The following is an 18,888-nucleotide window of genomic DNA, read 5'->3' on the forward strand; positions in this document are numbered from 1 at the left end:
ACGACTATGTCTCTCTCGTCTGCGATCAGCTCGAATGTATACCTCCCGAGGTCATCGTCCATCGCTTGACAGGAGACGGCCCACCTGACTTATTGATTGGTCCGTTGTGGAGTCGTCACAAGATGCAGGTGTTAAACAAGATCCGTGCAGAATTGGAACGACGAGATTCTTTCCAAGGAAAAAAGAAGGATGAGATGTATGGGATTAATGAGAGTACTACCGTTTGCAAAACAATTATTACATGACCACCTCGAAGAAGGACATGTCGCCATCGACATGACCGCCGGAAACGGACACGACACGCTGTTTTTAGCGAATGCAGTTGGTGAAACGGGTCATGTGTATGCCTTTGATATCCAGTCAGAAGCGGTCACGTCCACACGCGCACGTATACAGGAAGCTGGTCTCGATGGACGGGTGACCGTCATTCATGATAGTCACGACACGGTTCAAGCGGTCGTCGCGAATGAGACACGTCCTATCACCGCTGCCGTCTTTAATTTAGGTTATTTACCAGGAAGCGATAAATCCATTACGACACATGGGAATACGACGATTGCCGCATTATCTCAATTATTAGAGGTCATGACCGTCGGTGGCGTCATCGTCATCGTCATTTATCACGGGCATGAGAGCGGAAAAGTCGAACGGGATGAAGTGCTTCATTACGTGGAGTCGCTCGATCAAAAACAGGCCGGCGTCCTCCGCTACGGTTTCATCAACCAAATCAATCATCCCCCATTCATCGTGGCGATTGAAAAACGCGCATAAGAAAAGGCGGCTCATTCGAGTCGCCTTCTGTCATTCTTGAATCAATTCATAAAACGTCATCAATGTCTCCGCAAACTTGGTGTTCAAACGTTCATATCCAAAATGCGGGAATCCTTCCAACCGACGGATGTACACTTGATCCCCACCAATCTTCCGGCAGACGTTTAACGTCAACTTCACGTCTGCAAATTGATCGTCCGGTGCATAGAAACAAGCAAGCGGAAGTCGTGGTAAGTGCTTCTTCTCTTCTTGATGTTCCACGATTTCTTCTTCAATCTCACGATATTGCGCATACGTGATCTCACCGAAGCGTGACGATTCCTCGCCTCCACCAGTGAATGTCATCATCCCGAGCGGTAGGTCTGGGCGGAAACGGTCGACAGCACTCGCGACGACTTGTTTCAATCCACCGATTTGACGAGTGGCATGCCAATCAAATAAAGGAGAGATGTACGTCAAACTCCCAAGTGGCACATCATACTCTTGCAAGAGTCGGTTCGTGAAAAGTGCCCCGAGACTGAATGCCACGACGTGGATCGGTAGTTTGTATTCCCCTGCCTCACGCAACGCTCGCTTGATGAGCTGTTTATGATCATCTGCCGTCAATCCGACCGATTGGTCACGGACGACAATTACCTCGTACTCGTCCTGGAGTCTGCGAATAAAGTTCTCACTGATCCGAGACGTGAACTGTAGCGGGTACACGATGACGATGACCCCTTTTCGTGCTTCTTCATATGTCATGCTGCCGTCACCTCATTTTTAGACTATGTGTATTGTATCAAAAAAACATCAGCCGCAACTGATGTTTGAAGAAAATCCGTCTGGAGGCTTAGCTCGGATGATATCGTAAATGAATGAGTTCCATCGGCTGGTCGTATACCTCTTCTTGGACCCGATTCACTTCTTTAAACGATTGATGCAAAAGGAACGCAATCGCTTGGTCATTTGAATTTTCAACGTACACTTCCATCGGTTGTGTTTTTTTCGATTGGAGATAGTTTAAAAAGGCTGCCCCATACCCGTTCCGGTGATAATCAGGGTGAAGATAAAGACGAAGCATCTCCCACATGTCACCGCGATCGATGGCATGACAGAATCCGATGACATCTTCTTCGAACTCGCCGACGATAAAGTATTGCTCTCGTGCTTCTTCACTCGAACTGATCGCTCGAACAATCTCTTCTTGTCGATAAGCGCGCTCCATCGCTTTCAAACGATTCAAATCATCCTCTGAAATCGTCGCAAGTGCAATCGTTCGAATTAATGCTGCATCTTCTGGAACTGCTTCCCTCATGTTCATGACAGCTTCCCCCTTTTGGCCAATCTATTTGTATCATTCCCTATCGTCACGTTTTTATCCTGCCATTCGTTTCTTTTTCATGACGATTCATAAGAAAACGTTATGTCCGCAATCGACTAGGGTATAACACTAGCAATGCCAATCACATGAAGGAGTGGAACAACATGGAACCAAAATTAGAGCATGACCCGAAAGTCGAACAAACAGAGAATCCGAACCGTCAATTTGATCAATTGGATGCTGGGGGACCAAAGATCAGCGTTGTGACCGGGATGTTACTCGGTGCCCTCGTCGGGGGTCTCCTCGCCTTACTTAGCTCCTCGAATCGAGAGCAGACGAAACAATCGCTTACGAATGCAAAATCTTCGGTCGGAGGCATCGTGAATGAGGTCAAACAAGATCCAGCCGGTAAGGCATCTCAAGTCATTGAACAAGTGAAGACCGCTTCTGGCAAGATTCAGGAAGTGACTACAGACGTTCAAAACGTATATGAAAAAGTCGTCGGAGAAGTCGATACGGTCAAAGAAGATGTCAATAAAATCGTCGAGACGGCCCAAGAAGCCAAATCAGATTTACAAGACATTGGTGAAAAAGTCGTCGAAGCGAAGGATACGGCGCTTGGACAAGAAACCACTTCGACTGAATCGACGTCGAATGACAATAAGCAGACACCACCAACGACTTGAACCTAAAAAAACGTTTTGTTGATTACGCGAAACGCTTCGCGCCTTCTTCAAGAACTGCTGCTTTATCTGTTTGCTCCCATGGGAGTTCGATATCTGTACGACCGAAGTGACCGTAAGCTGCTGTTTGCTTGTAGATTGGACGGCGAAGGTCAAGCATCTTGATGATGCCTGCTGGACGGAGGTCGAAGTTCTCACGAACGAGTTCAACGAGCTCTGTTTCGCTCAATTTACCAGTGCCGAACGTGTCGACAGCGATTGATACTGGATGTGCTACCCCAATCGCGTAAGCGAGTTGAACTTCTGCTTTATCCGCAAGTCCTGCTGCAACGATGTTTTTCGCTACATAACGAGCTGCGTATGCTGCTGAACGGTCAACTTTTGTAGGATCTTTACCAGAGAATGCGCCACCGCCGTGACGAGCGTATCCACCGTACGTGTCGACGATGATTTTACGTCCTGTAAGACCTGCATCTCCTTGTGGTCCACCGATTACGAAGCGACCAGTCGGGTTGATGAAGTATTTTGTTTCAGCATCGATGAGTTCAGCCGGGATGACTGCTTCGATGACATACTTTTTCAAGTCTTCTTGAATTTGCTCGAGCGTGATCTCTTCTGCGTGTTGTGTCGAGATGACGATTGTATCGATGCGAACAGGATTGTTGTTCTCATCGTACTCAACCGTTACTTGCGTCTTTCCATCGGGACGAAGGTAAGCAAGCGTACCGTTCTTACGAACTTCTGCAAGACGACGTGACAATTTGTGCGCCAATGAGATTGGAAGCGGCATGAGTTCTGGAGTCTCGTTTGTCGCATATCCGAACATGAGACCTTGGTCACCTGCACCGATTGCATCAAGTTCCTCTTCAGTCATCTGACCTTCACGTGCTTCAAGAGCTTGGTCGACACCTTGCGCAATGTCTACTGATTGCTCGTCAATCGACGTCAAGACGGCACATGTTTCCGCATCGAAACCATATTTCGCACGTGTGTATCCGATTTCACGGACTGTTTCACGGACAACTTTCGGGATATCCACGTAAGTTGACGTTGTGATTTCACCAGCTACGAGTACAAGACCTGTTGTGACAGACGTTTCTGCCGCAACACGGGCATTCGGGTCTTCCGCTAAAATGGCATCCAAAATCGAGTCAGAAATCTGATCACAAATTTTATCTGGATGTCCTTCAGTAACCGACTCTGAAGTAAAAAGTCGACGGTTCAATTTTGACATTCAAAAAACCTCCTATAATAAGGGTGATATGTGGACGGTACTCGTTCCCCTTACGCGTTGCTTTGGGACGGTAATGAAAAAAACCTCCCCCGATGACATACATGGGGAAAGGTTGAATCGTTCTTCCTTACCCTCTTATCGTTCGAAGCTAATGGCTTCGCTTCAGGATAGCACCTTTTCCGCATAAGACTTCATGTCGGACGGTTGCTGGGCTTCGTAGGGCCTTGTTCCCTCCACCGCTCAGAATAAGAGTATCCGTTACGAAAACCATCATATAAATGACGCTCGATTATGTCAAGGGAATCAGACGAATTCGTAAAATTTTTCACCGACTTGCAAAACATTTCTGTTTGTGAATCGACAAACATTTTTTTATTTCGTTTCTGTTTTTTAACACCTTGTGATAAGAGAATGTGATAAACTGTTTTTGTAAGAAAGGATACGCTTGTGTTTAATTAGTGTGTCACATATAATTAAAAATGTCATACTGATTAATCGTAATCGCGGAAGTATGCGGATTTCATCCACATCTATTTAGGGGAAAGGTGGGATTCAGGATGGCGACAACGCTCCTGAAAATCGAAGAATTAATTAATGGTGCCGACATGAAACGGAACTTGACGGTTCCAGAACTGGTGGAAGAAGCCATCCAAAATGGTGAAGGTGTACTGACAAAAGACGGGGCTTTATCTGTCAGCACGGGTGCTTTTACCGGACGGTCACCGAAAGACAAATTCGTCGTACAAGATGAAGTCAGCAACAACCTTGTCGATTGGGGAAAAGTGAACCAACCGATCGCGGAAGAGAAGTTTTCAGCACTTCTTGACAAAGTACTCAACCATTTAGAAAAGAAAGACAAACTTTATTACCTCGAAGCGTCTGCTGGTGCCGATGAGCACTATACGTTACCGGTCCGTGCCATTACAGAATATGCATGGCATAGTCTATTCGCAAAACAACTGTTTTTACGCGAATGGCCAACGAAAGGTGCGTTCGACCCGTTCACTGTAATTTATGCACCGAGTTATAAAGCCGACCCTGCAGTGGATGGCACGAACTCAGAGACGTTCATTCTCGTTTCATTCGCCAAGCGCACCATTCTGATCGGGGGAACAGAGTACGGTGGCGAAATTAAAAAATCAATCTTCTCCGTCATGAACTTCTTGTTACCTGAACAAAACGTCTTATCGATGCACTGTTCGGCAAACGTTAACGATGCAAATGAAACGGCACTCTTCTTCGGATTGTCGGGAACTGGGAAGACGACACTTTCAGCTGATCCACAGCGCCACTTAATCGGAGACGATGAGCATGGATGGTCACCGGATGGGGTCTTCAACATTGAAGGCGGTTGCTACGCGAAGACGATCAACTTGTCGCGTGAGAACGAACCGCAAATCTATGATGCGATCCGCTTCGGTTCATTGATTGAAAACGTCGTATTGAATGAAGATCGTACGCCGGACTACAAGAACATCTCCTTGACTGAAAATACGCGTGCAGCATATCCGATCGAATTCATCGACAACGCGATGCTCCCATCACGTGCCGGTCATCCAAATACGATCGTCTTCTTGACGGCCGATGCGTATGGTGTCTTGCCACCGATCAGCAAACTGACGAAAGAACAGGCGATGTATCACTTCTTGTCTGGTTACACGTCTAAGCTTGCTGGTACAGAGCGTGGTGTCACAGAACCACAAGCGACGTTCTCGACTTGCTTTGGTTCACCGTTCCTTCCGCTCGCTCCAGAGCGTTATGCGGATATGCTCGGTAAATTGATTGAAGAGCACGATGTAGATGTCTACCTCGTCAACACGGGCTGGACAGGTGGAGCATACGGCGAAGGTTCACGTATGAAACTCGCCTATACGCGTGCGATGGTCAATGCCGCCGTCAACGGCCAGCTCCGTGATGTCGAAACGATGAAACATGACATTTTCAATGTCGAGATTCCTGTAGCCATCGATGGTGTACCGAGCGACGTGCTCAATCCGCGAGATACGTGGAGCGACCCAGCTCGTTACGACGTCGAAGCAAAAGCACTCGCCATGAAATTTAAAGAAAACTTCACTCGCTTCACGAAAGCAAGTGAGTCCGTCATCGCAGCCGGACCACTCGTCATCTAACACAAAAGCACTGACTCGATTTTTTATCGAGTCAGTGCTTTTTCCTGTCGCAACATCCAATCCATCGCTTGTTCGGTCGTCTCCCATTTATCCCAAAACGGGAGCTGGTGACCGAACGGGAGCACCCAAAACTCTGCCTGTTCTCCTAATTTCTCGGCGACGGCTGTCGCATGACGTAAGCGAACTTGTTCATCGTCCGTACCGTGGATGAGCAGTGTCGGGGCGACCCATTCCTTGTAAAGCGGAGAACGATCGACATACGCAGATTCTGCAGACTCGGGGTCCCCACCCGTCATCCGACGTAACATCTTCCGCATCGAACGCTGTTCTTCATACGTCCACTCGAGGTTGGTCACGCCAGCCCATGAAGTAACCGTCGTGACCGGTCGTTCGGAAGCGAGCGAGAGGGCCATCATGCCCCCTCTTGAAAAGCCGAGGACGTGAACCGGTCGTCCACTCATGTGGACACGGTCGAATAGCGAGAGCACGTCCTCTAAGTCTTCTCCTCCAAAGTCTTCTTTTCCCGTCCCGCCGTGATTGCCACGATAGACCGGGGCGACGACATGAAAGCCCCGCGATGCAAACTGCATGAGACGTGGTAAACGAACATCCCCGATTCGCGCCGTTCCTCCTCGTAAGTACATCAACACTTGGCCATTTGATCGTTTCGGCTCAATCGAATACGCCACGACCTCTTCCCCATCTGTCGTCGTGTACCATCCTCGTGTCACTCGGTAACCCGCATAAGGTGGTAACACATCGATTCGGTCAAACCAGTTTTTGATCATAGAGAACCCTCATCGTTTCTGGTAGGACACGGTCTTTCATCATGAAGCTGTAGCGTGGATTGCGCAATAAGTTATCCGGCAAGGCATCGATCAGGACAGCCCCATCTGTCTCGTCAATGGCAGGATGATCCTCGAATCGCTCAATCTCCGCATAATAAATGTTTTTGATGACCGTATCACCTCTACCTAACACACGGTACTGTCCCAAATAGCGCAACGTTTTGACGACTCCACCGGTCTCTTCGTACACTTCCCGGATAGCGGCATCGTCCTCGTGTTCTCCTGGCTCGACTTTCCCTCCTGGAAACTCGAGTCCGCGCTGTTTATGCTTCGTCAATACCCACTTGTCTTCATATCGGGCGACGACCCAGACGTGGAGCGGCGTGTCTGAGAACGGATAATGGGTGAAGCTTAACTCGACTTGATTATGATAGTAATCCTTGAATGTCTTCATAGTCCATCCCTTTCTTTCCCCTGTCTACTCTCACTTTACCTTGTCTTCACCCAGTTTCAAACAAAAAAATATCGCGGTACCGATTCGTTTTCTTATTGATTCAAACGTTTTTCGAGCTCTGCTTTTTGTTCTTCATACCCTGGTTTACCGAGTAACGCGAACATGTTCGCTTTGTAAGCTTCGACGCCTGGCTGGTTGAACGGGTTCACCCCGAGGATGTATCCGCTCATCGCACATGCTTTTTCGAAGAAGTAGAACAAGTAGCCGAGGTGATAAGGTGTCATCTCTGGCAATTCGACGACCAAGTTCGGTACATCACCGTCAGTGTGTGCGAGAAGTGTTCCTTCTGTCGCTTTGTCGTTCACGAACTGAATCGTTTCGCCTGCGAGGAAGTTCAAACCATCTAAATCTTGAGCGTCTTCTGGAACGTTCATCGAGTGACGGACTTCTTTCACACGAATAACCGTCTCGAACAAGTCACGACGACCTTCTTGGATGTATTGCCCCATCGAGTGGAGATCCGTCGAGAAGTCAACAGCCGCTGGGAAGATCCCTTTGTTGTCTTTTCCTTCTGACTCACCGTAAAGTTGTTTCCACCATTCTGACACGTAGTGAAGAGCTGGCTCATAGTTGACGAGCATCTCAATCGATTTGCCTTTCGCGTAAAGGGCGTTACGTACGACTGCATACTGATACGCTTCGTTTTCAGCCAATTCTGGTGAGCTGTAAGCGTTTTGCGCGTCACGTGCCCCTTCCATCAATGCATCGATATCAATTCCAGCAGCGGCAATCGGAAGAAGTCCGACTGGCGTGAGGACAGAGAAACGTCCACCGACATCATCTGGAATCACGAACGTCTCGTATCCTTCTGCATCCGCAAGTGTCTTGAGTGCACCACGGGCACGGTCTGTCGTTGCATAGATCCGCTCACGCGCTCCATCTTGACCGTATTTATCTTCCATGAACTGCTTGAGGACACGGAATGCAATCGCAGGTTCTGTCGTCGTTCCTGATTTTGAGATGACGTTGATTGAGACATCTTTGCCTTCAAGTACTTGAAGCAACTCTCTCATATACGTTGAAGAGATATTGTGGCCCGCATAGAATACTTGTGGTGCCTTGCGCTCTTCTTTTGACAATACGTTGAAGAACGAATGTTGAAGCATTTCGATCGCTGCACGGGCACCGAGGTAAGATCCTCCGATTCCGACGACGACGAGAACGTCTGAATTCTCGCGAATTCGTTCCGCCGCAGCTTTGATTCGTGCGAACTCATCTTGATCGTATTCGGTCGGAAGATCGACCCACCCAAGAAAATCACTTCCGGCACCGCTCCGCTCGTGAATCACCGAGTGAAGGGTTTTTACCGTTTCTTGCATTTGGTCGATTTCGTGCTTCCCTACGAATGAGAGCGCGTTTGAATAATCGAAACGTACAGTTGACATGTCATTTCCTCCTTTAAATCGCTCGTAAAAGAGCCATACATGACCCATCATAAACGGAAACGCTAGATTCGTTCAATCATTATTGCAAAATAGGCAATAAATTGCCTTATTTGCTGAGTTCGAGGATGTGCGCGACATCTTCGCGTTCGAGTGTACGGAAACGACCGAATGCGCCACGTTTCATCGCAGAATCGAGAATCGCATCGAATGTCGACTCATCGATATCGTAGTCACGGAGTGAGTTTGGAGCACCGAGTTGGTCGAAGAATGCACGAATCGCTTCGATTGTACGTTTTCCAGTCTCCAAGTCGTTTTCACCTGGCTCTACATCGAATACCTCCGTACCGAGTCGCGCGAAACGGGCAGCATTGTCTTCATCCAATACATGCTCCATCCAACGTGGGAAGAGGATCGCGAGACCACCAGCGTGCGGGATATCGTGGACAGCCGATACGGCGTGCTCGATGTTGTGCGATGCCCAGTCCCCAGCAGCACCCATTTGAAGGACGCCGTTTAACGCCATCGTACCTGAGAACAAGATGATGGCACGTAAATCGACGTTTTCCAAATCGTTCACGAGTTTCGGTGCCGATTCAACGACTGCTTTCAAGACACCTTCTGTCATGCGTTCCTGTACCGGCGCATGGTTCGGGTGGAAGTATTGTTCGAAACAGTGGCTCATCATGTCGACAATACCGTAAATCGTCTGGTCTTTTGGAACCGAGACTGTATAACGTGGGTCAAGGATTGAGAATGTTGGGAAGACGAGTGGATGACCCCAACCGAACTTCTCTTGTGTTTCCCAGTTTGTGATAACCGATCCTGAGTTCATTTCTGATCCTGTTGCCGCGAGTGTGAGGACCGTCCCAAATGGTACCGCCTCTGTCGGGATATGTTCACGGAGCACGATGTCCCATGCATCCCCTTCATAAGGAATCGCTGCTGAAATCAGTTTCGTACAGTCGATGACGGAACCTCCACCGACTGCGAGCAACGCATCGATGTTTTCTTCACGTGCAAATTTGACCGCACGACGTACCGTCTCGATGCGCGGGTTCGGTTCGACACCAGAGAAGTCTACGTATGAGATGCCTGCCTTTTCAAGCTCAGCCACGACTTCATCGTACGTTCCGTTCTTTTTGATGCTTCCGCCACCATAGACGAGCATCACTTTCTTCGCGTCGAGCGCGCCAAGTTCTTTCGATAATGTTTCGACCTGATGTGTACCGAAGATCAGTTTCGTCGGGTTTTTGTATTCAAAGTTGTGCATGATTCATCCTCCTCGTAGAAATATGTAACACCTACACTATATACCCTGTTTTCAAAGAATGAAAAGTATCGTGCTTATGCGTAAATGCGATCGATGATACGATGGAGGATGACCGCTTCCTCTGCTTGCCGATAGTTCGGTTCTTTTCGGCACGCTTCGAGAAACAGCTGAATTTGACGTTCATACGGATCATATTCAGTCAAATAGGCAGGTCGTTCGTCAAATAGTGCCCCATGTTTTTCAGTATGGAGCGTGAGCGGGAATAGACTTGCCCCGGCGTTCGTTCCACGGCACTCGACACGCATCGTATCTTCTGCTTCGACATTGGCCATGTAACTGACGTCGAGCAATAAAGAAGCACCCGTATCGAAGGTGATCATCGCTCTCGCCGTGTCTTCGACAGACAGCGATTCATGATCCCATTTGCCCATCAAGCCTACACCCGGACGGTTCCCTAAATATTGCCCGACGTGACCGACAACCTCTTTCGGTTCCGGATAATCCATCAAGTGGAGCGCGAGATCTAACATATGGACGCCGATATCGAGTAGTGCCCCTCCACCCTGAAGCTCTTTGTTCGTAAACACGCCCCATCCAGGAATGCCGCGTCGGCGAAGGGCAAGTGCCGTTGCCGCATAGATGTCCCCCATCTCTCCTGCGTCAATCATCCGTTTTAGGAGAACCGTGTCGGCACGATGCCGATAATGAAATCCATAATGGAGCGTCTTTCCCGCTCGTTTCGCTGCTTCTAACATCTCCACCGCTTCATTTTCCGATATGCCTGGAGGCTTCTCACAAAGCACATGGCATCCCGCTTCTAATGCAAGAAGAACTTGCTCTTTATGTAAGGCGTTCGGCGTACAGATGCTGACCGCATCGAGCTGTTCGTGCGTGAGCATCTCGTCGACCGTTTCATAGACCTTCGGAATGTTAAACTGTCGTGCGACACGTTCACCGTTCGCCCGTGTCCGATTCATGACCGCTACCACATCCACCCCTGCTTTTACATAATTCGGAATGTGAGCACTCGTCGCAATCCCGCCTGTTCCAATGATGCCAATCTTCATCTAATCTCCCCCTATTCGAATTACAGTTTCGTCATAAGCCCCATCGATTCCTGTAAAACACAAAAAAGGTGACCCGTTTAGAACGGGTCACCTTGGAACACTTACTTCTTGAAGTTTGTGTTTTTGATCCAGTCTTCAAGTTTGTCTTTAAGGACTGTGAATCCTGGAGCTTCTTCTTGCTTGAAGTTTGAAGATGCTTCGTTGCGGCGTGGCGCACGACGAGCTGGCTTCGCAGACTTCTCGCGTTTTGGAGCTTCTTGAGTCGCTTTCATTGAAAGCTTGATCTTTTTAGAAGCTTCGTCCACTTCAAGGATTTTCACTTCAACTTCTTGACCAACTTGAACGTAATCGTTTACGTCTTTTACGTAGTCGTGTGAGATTTCTGAAATGTGTACAAGACCTTGAGTCTCGTCATCGAGTGCTACGAAAGCACCGAAAGGTTGAATTCCTGTTACTTTACCTGTTAATACTTGATCTTTTTCGTATTTTGCCATTACAAACAACTCCTATGCTAAATTCATCAACTTACTATAACATACTTTTTTCGATAAAGTGTACAAATTAGTAAAAAAGATTATTTTTGACGTGTTGATATGTTTTAAAGTCGAAGCGCGGGGTAAATACAAATCAAGCAAGACTTCAAGTATTCCCCCCTGATTCCGCTAGGCGACTCGCCTAGCCCTTTTTTTGTTCAAAAGGTCGTAAACGGCTTTTGATGGCGAATCGGATAGACCGTTTCTCCAGCCATTTCGTTCAACATCACCGCATTTCGATAGACGGCCATCCCTAGATTCGTCGCAGCGGGTCCGTGGGAATGCTCCAAATTCGTGTGCGTAAACAGTTTCCCTTTCAATGATTCGCTCATGACCACTTCGTACGTATCATGAACAGCCCACTCACTCTCTGCTTCCCAGACAATCGGGAGCTTCTCGACCCACGCCGGAATGACTGGACGATATCCCGTTGCTACGACAACAAGGTCATACTCCTTTTCGACCGCTTCGTTTGTATATTGTTGCGTTCCTTTCAAGCGATGTTTCAACCAGTCATATGAAATGGATTCCACCTCGACTTGCGTCAGCATCTCTGCTTGCTTCGGCTCACCTTCTGCAGTCCGGTGATAGAGCGCTTCATAAATCGCCGTCATCGTCTCAGGGTTGACGCCATGGCGGAAACGTTCAAATGACTGAAGCAATTTTTGACGTGCTTCGTAAGACAAACCATGAAAATATTCGACGTAGTCCACACTAAAAATCTCGTCCCCGAGCTTTCCTGCTTCTAGTGACTCGAAATGATCGGACCGTGTGATCCAGTCGACACGTTGTTCATCCGTCGCTTCACGGAATAAATCGAGAAACACTTCTGCCGCACTCTGTCCACTCCCGACGACCGCGACGCGATAACGATCTCGAAGGACGTCCCGATAGGTCAAATACTCGCTCGTATGGATCACTTGTTCAAAACCGTCTGGCACAAACGGCTCTGCCCCAGTTCCAAGAACAACATGTGTAGCTTGAACTTGAGTCGTTTCACCGTTTGATTCGACCGTCACGAGAAAACCATTTTCCTCGACCAACACATCCGTCACCTCGTGATCGAAGTGGATGGTCGACAGCCGTTCAGCGACCCAACGCAAATATCGATTGTATTCCGTCCGAGGAATCTTATCCTGTTCTTGCGTGATGAACGTCTGGAGACGCCCCGTCTCACTCAAGTAGTTCAAGAAACTCGATGGGTTGGTCGGATCCGCGAGCGTGACGAGATCTTGTAAGTAATGTGTTTGCATCGTCATCCCTTCAATGAGCATTCCTTCATGCCACATCATTTCCTTCCGCTTTTCAAAACAAATCCCACGTAGTGATGTTTTTTCCGCGAGAGCCATTAATCCAAGATTATAAGGACCACATCCGATTGCAACAAAGTCAACTTGTTTCATTTTCTTCACCTCGCCCGTCTTTTCCCTCTCATTATATCGCTAAAACAGCAAAAGACCCTCACGAATGAGAGTCCTTGACCGCTGTGACTTCGAATTGCTGCATGAATCGATGGATGCGTCGAATCGCTTCTTGTAACTGTTCAAGCGACGTCGCATAGCTCGCTCGCACGAACCCTTCCCCACTCTCACCGAAGGCGTTCCCTGGGACGACGGCGACCCGTTCTTCAAGCAAGAGACGTTCCGCAAATTCTTCACTCGTCAACCCCGTGTGTCGAATCGACGGGAAGGCATAGAAAGCTCCACCCGGCACGTGTGTCGGGAGACCTGACTCATTCAGCGCCTGAATGAAATAGTTCCGACGTTGACGATAGCTCTTCACCATGTTCGGTACGTGTTGATGACGTGAACGAAGTGCCTCGAGTCCGCCGAATTGAACGAGCGTCGGGGCACACATCATGCCATATTGATGAACCTTCAACATTTCCCGCGTCACGACTTCAGGGGCGCAAGTGAAACCGAGACGCCATCCCGTCATCGCGAACGCTTTTGAGAAACCATTGATGACGATTGTCCGGTCCCGCATATCGTGAAGTGTCGCGAAACTCGTGAACGGCTCGTCATAGCAAAGTTCCGCATAAATCTCGTCACTGACAACCCAAAGGTCATACTTGGTCGCGAGTTCTGCGATTTGCGCGAGCTCGTCGGCGTTCATCGTCGCTCCCGTCGGGTTGGACGGGAAGCAGAGGAGAATCGCCTTCGTCCGCTCGGTGATGACGCGCTCGACATCATCCCGGTCGAGGCGAAAACGCTTTTCAGGACGACAGGCGACAGGAACAACTATCCCACCTGCCATCTCGATGAGCGGTCCGTAAGATACGAATGCTGGTTCGACGACGATGACTTCATCTCCTGGATTCAGGAGGGCACGGAATGCGATATCGAGCGCCTGTGAGGCACCTGTCGTCACAATTAATTCCGATGCCGGATCGTATTTGACTGAAAATCGTTCTTTCATATAAGTAGCAATCTCTTCTCGTAATTCGATGAGTCCTGCATTGGCACTATACGCCGTATATCCTTGTTCGAGTGCGACATAGCTCGCTTCTCGTACGTTCCAAGGCGTGATGAAATCCGGTTCTCCCACCCCGAGAGAAACCACATTTTCCATCGTCTGCGCCAAATCAAAAAAGCGGCGGATGCCTGATGGTTTCATCGAGACAACTTGATTGGATAATGACTTCATGGCGTGATGTTCAACCGCTTGTCTTCAGTTTGTGGGGTGAACAAAATCCCGTCGTGCTTGTACGTCTTCAATTTGAAGTGTGTCGTCGTCGATAAGACCGAGTCAAGTGGTGACAACTTGTCAGAGACGAACGAAGCCACGTCTTGGAGCGAGCTCGCTTGAATGACGACTTGGAGATCGTAGGCACCTGACATCAAATAAAGGGCCGTCACTTCCGGGAAGCGATAAATACGCTCGGCCACATCATCAAATCCACGTCCTCGTTTCGGCGCAACTTTGACATCGATAAACGCCGTTACATCATGCCGGTTGATTTTTTGCCAATTGACCATCGCCCGAAAACCAAGCAAAATCCCATCTTGTTTGAACTTCTCGAGCATCGACTCAATCGTCTCTTCATCGAGCGCCAACAAATCGGCCAACATTTTCGTCTCCAGATAGCCCTTTTCTTCTAACAACTCTAATAGTTCAAGTTCTTTTGATGAATACATACTTATTCTCCTTCCGTCCGACCAGGTAACACGCCTGTGAACGTTCTCTCTGTCTGCCTCACATATGGACGTCGTTCCTCTTGGACCATATGGAAATTCTTCATCCCCATGTCTGTCAGTCCATGCTTCTGACAAAAGCGGTCAAAGTAACGACGTCTCGTTTCGTCTTGTTTCGCTGATAAGTTGTCCGTCCCGTTGAATGCGTAGAGAACCGTTGCTCGAGCGGGGTGGGACACGGTGAACGTCTCCATGACCCTCAAGAAGAAATCCCAGTCCCAATAATTATAGACGTCTTCATCGAAGAGACCGATTGTGTCATGGATTGATTTGCGATACATCGTACCGGACGGGATGAACGTCGAGTCCTTTCGCATTCGCTCACGGTCGAAGTCATATGCGAACGGTTCCCATTCCGTCACTACTCGACGATCGCCTTCCCATATAAAACGGAATAGCTCGGCATCCGTATAGACGAAGTCCGCTTCTTGAAGATCGTGCAAACCGTCCTCGATGTGAGTCGGCATGAGCAAATCATCATCGTCTAACAGTAAGATGACGTCCCCTTTCGCTTCGAGTACGCCACGATTCCGCGCACGGACGTGATGGTTCTCCCCGACTTCAATGACACGCACATCCAATTGATTCAAAAAAGGCGCCAAAATATGCTGTTTTGGCGGCCCTTCATTATTCATGACCAAGACTTCGAACTGCTGAAACGTTTGGACCGTTAAGCTTTCAAGCAGCTCCGTCAATTCCGTTTCGCGCTTATACGCTGGAATGACGATCGAGACAGTCGGGTTCATCCGCGATATGCCGTCTCAACGTGTGGAAGGATTGCTTCCCAACTCACGCCATTCTCTTTTGAAACGGTTACGAAATCGCCGTATGCGAATACACTCTCGACACCTTCAATCTCGACAAGTTTCGCAAGGAGCGGCTGATCTGTCGCTTCTCCTGCTTTCACACTTTGGCTTTTTGCGCCGAATACGTTTTCTGGAAGTGTGACTTTCATAGCATTCGGGTTTGGTGTTGGATCAATTCGTAACATTAATTCTTCCTCCTTATAGTTGGCAAGATGACGACACGAATAGTTGCTGCGCCATCTTCATGATTTCTTCTTCAGGGGGACACTCATCGAACGCCTCAAGAAGCGTGCGGCGAATCACCTCGGTCAATTGTTCTGAAGATTCGACATAGGTTAATGCCATCATCACCTCATCGAACTCTGGTCCGTATGAACCTGTTCCATAACCGAGCGGGTCCCATGTTAATAATAAGTCTTCTGTACGCACTTGTTAAACCCTTCTTTTCGTTGAAATCCATGTCCTACCTCATCAATCTACCTTACTTTTTGTTCGGATACCAGCCTTGACAAATGGATTCATTCGTCACGATTTGACGAAACACTATATCTAGTATTGATCGATTCATGCAGGTATTCTGATGATCAACGTCAAATACAATACATTCGTGCCTGTATAGAGGTTCAAACACCCCTTCTTCGAAGATGAAATCGAATTCATTTTTCTGTGAAGAACTGTGCAATTAGAATTCATAAAAATTTTTCATCTCATTTCTCTGTCTCAAATTGGGTCATGAAGCCCTTTTCGAACAAAAGCAAAACACCGACCTGCACATTCAAGAATGTCAAGGATTGAAAAACTAAATATAGGTGTTTTATGATTAAAAAGATAAAAATGTGTCAATATATAGTTAACAGCTATTTTGGTCGTTGACACATTGTTGTGACAGGTTAGGAAGTTCTTATTATACTTTCATAACGTCTACATCTATTAAAGGAGTGATCGATTTTGACATCCCCTATCCATCACGAGACGATGCTACCAGCGGCACCAACGCTTGCTGATGTCTCTTCTCTTATTCAATCTATCCAAACACGGTATCCTCATTTAAGTGTACAGCGTTACGAGGAACGCGCGATTCGGGCGCTCGAGACGAAGACGCTGACACAAGATGTAGTATATGACTTATTGACGATGCATGCGCTCGATATGTTGAAAGCCGAAGAACCGGACTGGACGTTCGTGGCGACTGAGATGTATTTGAACCGTCTCTATCTTGAGGCGGCACGCAATCGCGGCTATGATGCATCGATGCGCTACGGCAACTTCCATCACTTGATCGAGACGTTGACATCAAAACGCATTTTCACTTCAGCACTAATTGATACGTATTCAAAAGAAGATATGGACCACCTCGAGACATTGATTGACCCGTCTCGCGACCGTCTCTTCACCTATATCGGTCTTCGCACGTTATCGGACCGTTACCTCGGCCGCGACCATGTGAAAAACTTATATGAGCTTCCACAAGAGCGCTTTATGGTCATCGCGATGACTCTCATGCAAAAAGAGGATGAGAAAACACGCCTCAAACTCGTCGAAGAAGCGTACTGGGCGCTCTCAAACCTCTATATGACCGTCGCAACACCGACGTTATCGAACGCTGGTAAGTCATATGGTCAGCTCAGCTCTTGTTTTATCGACACAGTCGACGACTCGCTTCGCGGCATCTACGATTCCAACACCGACGTGGCGACACTTTCAAAAGGTGGCGGCGGGTCCGCTCACGCGGAAGTGACATCAAAGGATTCAAAGGCGTCTCGAGTGGTGCCCTTCCTTGGATGAAACAATTGAATAACACGGCCGTCTCTGTCGACCAACTCGGCATGCGCCAAGGTTCAATCGCCGTATATCTCGACATCTGGCATAAAGATATCTTCGAATTCTTAGATGCGAAGTTGAACAACGGGGATGAGCGTCTACGGACACATGACTTGTTCACAGGAGTCTGTTTACCGGACCTCTTCATGCGTACGGTCGAGGCACGCGGTGAATGGCATTTGTTCGACCCGCATGAGATTCGCACGGTGATGGGATATAGTCTTGAGGACTACTTTGACGAGACAGAGAACGGTGGTAGCTTCACCGAAAAATACATGGAGTGCGTCAATACACCGGAATTGTCTCGCGTGACCGTACCTGCCATCGACCTCGTGAAGCGTTATATGCGCTCACAGCTTGAGACAGGTACGCCGTACATGTTCTTCCGTGACGCCGTGAACCGGGCAAACCCAAACAAACACGCCGGTATGATCTATAGCTCGAACCTCTGTTCAGAGATTGCACAAAACATGTCGGCAACGACGATTGAAGAAGAGTACACACAAGACGGAAAAATCGTTATCACGAAAACACCAGGTGATTTCGTCGTCTGTAACTTGAGCTCAATCGCACTCGCCCGCGCGGTGAAAGCGGACGTGCTCGAACGCCTCATCCCGATTCAAATGCGTATGCTCGACAACGTCATCGACTTGAACACTATTGAAGTGCCACAAGCGATGATCACGAACCAGAAGTATCGTGCGGTCGGTCTCGGCACATTCGGATGGCATCATCTACTCGCCCTCGAAGGAATCCGCTGGGAATCGGTCGACGCCGTGCAATACGCAGAGAAACTTTATGAGAAGATTGCTTACCTCACGATTCAAGCTTCGATGGAACTCGCGAAGGAGAAAGGCGCGTTCGGCGTCTTCGAAGGATCGGAATGGCATACAGGGGAATACTTCAAACGCCGAAACTATCGCTCGCACGATGATTTGGATTGGGATGGTCTCGCAGAAGCCGTCCACCAAAACGGTGTCCGTAACGCCTATATGATGGCGGTTGCACCGAACTCGTCGACTGCTATCATCGCGGGTAGTACTGCTTCGATTGACCCGGTCTATAAAAAAGTCTACTCAGAAGAGAAGAAGAACTATAAGATTCCGGTCACGGTGCCAGATTTGACACCTGAGACGAACTGGTTCTATAAATCAGCTTTCGAAGTCGATCAACTATGGAGCATCCGTCAAAACGCATCGCGCCAACGTCACATCGACCAAGCAATCAGCTTCAACTTGTACGTGAAGAACGACGTGAAAGCGACAGAGCTTCTCGCGATGCACTTAGAAGCTTGGTCTCTCGGTATGAAATCGATTTATTACACACGTTCAACGACCGTTGAAGTAGATGAATGTGAGTCTTGTGCCTCATAACTTGTTTGATTCATCAT

At 48.3% G+C, this 18,888-nt stretch carries 18 protein-coding genes, 2 pseudogenes and 1 riboswitch; of the genes and pseudogenes, 5 read left to right on the forward strand and 15 right to left on the reverse strand.

Annotated elements, in window-relative coordinates:
• Together ON063_RS06645 and ON063_RS06650 are read left to right on the forward strand one after the other, a co-directional pair.
• Positions 1 to 245, forward strand: a pseudogene (locus ON063_RS06645) (TIGR01212 family radical SAM protein); the annotation flags it as partial.
• Positions 199 to 771 carry a class I SAM-dependent methyltransferase gene (locus tag ON063_RS06650; RefSeq protein ID WP_274664626.1) on the forward strand — a complete coding sequence of 191 codons (573 nt, stop codon included), beginning with the start codon at positions 199 to 201 and terminating at the stop codon, positions 769 to 771. The pseudogene ON063_RS06645 and the gene ON063_RS06650, both read left to right, overlap by 47 nt.
• A 30-nt stretch (positions 772 to 801) precedes the next feature.
• Here the strand turns inward: ON063_RS06650 and ON063_RS06655 are convergent, their stop codons facing one another.
• Positions 802 to 1,515, reverse strand: a complete 714-nt coding sequence (locus tag ON063_RS06655; RefSeq protein WP_074033486.1) for an alpha/beta hydrolase — start codon at positions 1,513 to 1,515, stop codon at positions 802 to 804.
• Between the two features lie 88 nt (positions 1,516 to 1,603).
• Positions 1,604 to 2,074 carry a GNAT family N-acetyltransferase gene (locus ON063_RS06660; protein ID WP_274664627.1) on the reverse strand — a complete coding sequence of 157 codons (471 nt, stop codon included), beginning with the start codon at positions 2,072 to 2,074 and terminating at the stop codon, positions 1,604 to 1,606.
• A 164-nt stretch (positions 2,075 to 2,238) separates the two neighbouring features.
• Here ON063_RS06660 and ON063_RS06665 point away from each other — a divergent pair, with 164 nt between their 5' ends.
• Positions 2,239 to 2,760 (forward strand): hypothetical protein, encoded by a 522-nt coding sequence (locus ON063_RS06665; protein ID WP_274664628.1) that lies wholly within the window; start codon positions 2,239 to 2,241, stop codon positions 2,758 to 2,760.
• 22 nt (positions 2,761 to 2,782) lie between these two features.
• Here the strand turns inward: ON063_RS06665 and metK are convergent, their stop codons facing one another.
• Positions 2,783 to 3,991, reverse strand: coding sequence for a methionine adenosyltransferase (metK, locus tag ON063_RS06670; RefSeq protein WP_274664629.1), 1,209 nt, complete (start codon positions 3,989 to 3,991; stop codon positions 2,783 to 2,785).
• Between the two features lie 132 nt (positions 3,992 to 4,123).
• A riboswitch (SAM riboswitch) is annotated at positions 4,124 to 4,243 on the reverse strand.
• Between the two features lie 305 nt (positions 4,244 to 4,548).
• Between metK and pckA the strand changes: the two genes are divergently transcribed.
• The gene (pckA, locus tag ON063_RS06675; protein WP_214782095.1) at positions 4,549 to 6,120 is read left to right on the forward strand and encodes a phosphoenolpyruvate carboxykinase (ATP); all 1,572 of its coding nucleotides are present in this window, start codon (positions 4,549 to 4,551) and stop codon (positions 6,118 to 6,120) included.
• Positions 6,121 to 6,143: 23 nt separating this feature from the next.
• Here the strand turns inward: pckA and ON063_RS06680 are convergent, their stop codons facing one another.
• From ON063_RS06680 to ON063_RS06735, 12 genes are all read right to left on the reverse strand, one after another.
• Positions 6,144 to 6,908, reverse strand: coding sequence for an alpha/beta hydrolase family protein (locus tag ON063_RS06680; RefSeq protein WP_074033491.1), 765 nt, complete (start codon positions 6,906 to 6,908; stop codon positions 6,144 to 6,146).
• Positions 6,889 to 7,362 carry an RNA deprotection pyrophosphohydrolase gene (gene ytkD, locus ON063_RS06685; RefSeq protein WP_074033492.1) on the reverse strand — a complete coding sequence of 158 codons (474 nt, stop codon included), beginning with the start codon at positions 7,360 to 7,362 and terminating at the stop codon, positions 6,889 to 6,891. Before ytkD ends, ON063_RS06680 begins: the two co-directional genes overlap by 20 nt.
• A gap of 92 nt (positions 7,363 to 7,454) precedes the next feature.
• Complete coding sequence (locus ON063_RS06690) at positions 7,455 to 8,807, reverse strand: glucose-6-phosphate isomerase (RefSeq protein WP_274664630.1); 1,353 nt, start codon at positions 8,805 to 8,807, stop codon at positions 7,455 to 7,457.
• Between the two features lie 106 nt (positions 8,808 to 8,913).
• Positions 8,914 to 10,077 (reverse strand): iron-containing alcohol dehydrogenase, encoded by a 1,164-nt coding sequence (locus ON063_RS06695; protein WP_074033494.1) that lies wholly within the window; start codon positions 10,075 to 10,077, stop codon positions 8,914 to 8,916.
• Positions 10,078 to 10,151: 74 nt separating this feature from the next.
• A complete protein-coding gene (locus tag ON063_RS06700) occupies positions 10,152 to 11,144 on the reverse strand; it encodes a Gfo/Idh/MocA family protein (RefSeq protein WP_274664631.1) in 993 nt (330 codons plus the stop codon).
• A gap of 101 nt (positions 11,145 to 11,245) precedes the next feature.
• The gene (yugI, locus tag ON063_RS06705; protein WP_074033496.1) at positions 11,246 to 11,638 is read right to left on the reverse strand and encodes a S1 domain-containing post-transcriptional regulator GSP13; all 393 of its coding nucleotides are present in this window, start codon (positions 11,636 to 11,638) and stop codon (positions 11,246 to 11,248) included.
• Positions 11,639 to 11,835: 197 nt separating this feature from the next.
• Complete coding sequence (locus ON063_RS06710) at positions 11,836 to 13,080, reverse strand: lysine N(6)-hydroxylase/L-ornithine N(5)-oxygenase family protein (RefSeq protein ID WP_274664632.1); 1,245 nt, start codon at positions 13,078 to 13,080, stop codon at positions 11,836 to 11,838.
• A 58-nt stretch (positions 13,081 to 13,138) separates the two neighbouring features.
• Entirely contained in the window at positions 13,139 to 14,323 is a 1,185-nt protein-coding gene (locus tag ON063_RS06715) for an aminotransferase (RefSeq protein ID WP_274664633.1), read from the reverse strand.
• Positions 14,320 to 14,814: an Lrp/AsnC family transcriptional regulator gene (locus tag ON063_RS06720; RefSeq protein WP_074033499.1), complete on the reverse strand. Its 495-nt coding sequence runs from the start codon at positions 14,812 to 14,814 to the stop codon at positions 14,320 to 14,322. The genes ON063_RS06715 and ON063_RS06720 overlap by 4 nt, the downstream gene beginning before the upstream one ends.
• 2 nt (positions 14,815 to 14,816) lie before the next feature.
• Positions 14,817 to 15,617 carry a glycosyltransferase family 2 protein gene (locus tag ON063_RS06725; RefSeq protein ID WP_274664634.1) on the reverse strand — a complete coding sequence of 267 codons (801 nt, stop codon included), beginning with the start codon at positions 15,615 to 15,617 and terminating at the stop codon, positions 14,817 to 14,819.
• Positions 15,614 to 15,862 carry a NifU N-terminal domain-containing protein gene (locus ON063_RS06730; RefSeq protein WP_012726804.1) on the reverse strand — a complete coding sequence of 83 codons (249 nt, stop codon included), beginning with the start codon at positions 15,860 to 15,862 and terminating at the stop codon, positions 15,614 to 15,616. Before ON063_RS06730 ends, ON063_RS06725 begins: the two co-directional genes overlap by 4 nt.
• Before the next feature lie 13 nt (positions 15,863 to 15,875).
• Positions 15,876 to 16,106, reverse strand: a complete 231-nt coding sequence (locus ON063_RS06735) for a DUF1871 family protein (protein ID WP_274664635.1) — start codon at positions 16,104 to 16,106, stop codon at positions 15,876 to 15,878.
• 546 nt (positions 16,107 to 16,652) lie between these two features.
• Here ON063_RS06735 and ON063_RS06740 point away from each other — a divergent pair.
• Positions 16,653 to 18,871, forward strand: a pseudogene (locus tag ON063_RS06740) (ribonucleoside-diphosphate reductase subunit alpha).
• Positions 18,872 to 18,888: the final 17 nt, after the last annotated feature.

This window comes from Exiguobacterium sp. B2(2022) (assembly GCF_028823655.1).
GTDB lineage: Bacteria > Bacillota > Bacilli > Exiguobacteriales > Exiguobacteriaceae > Exiguobacterium > Exiguobacterium aestuarii_A.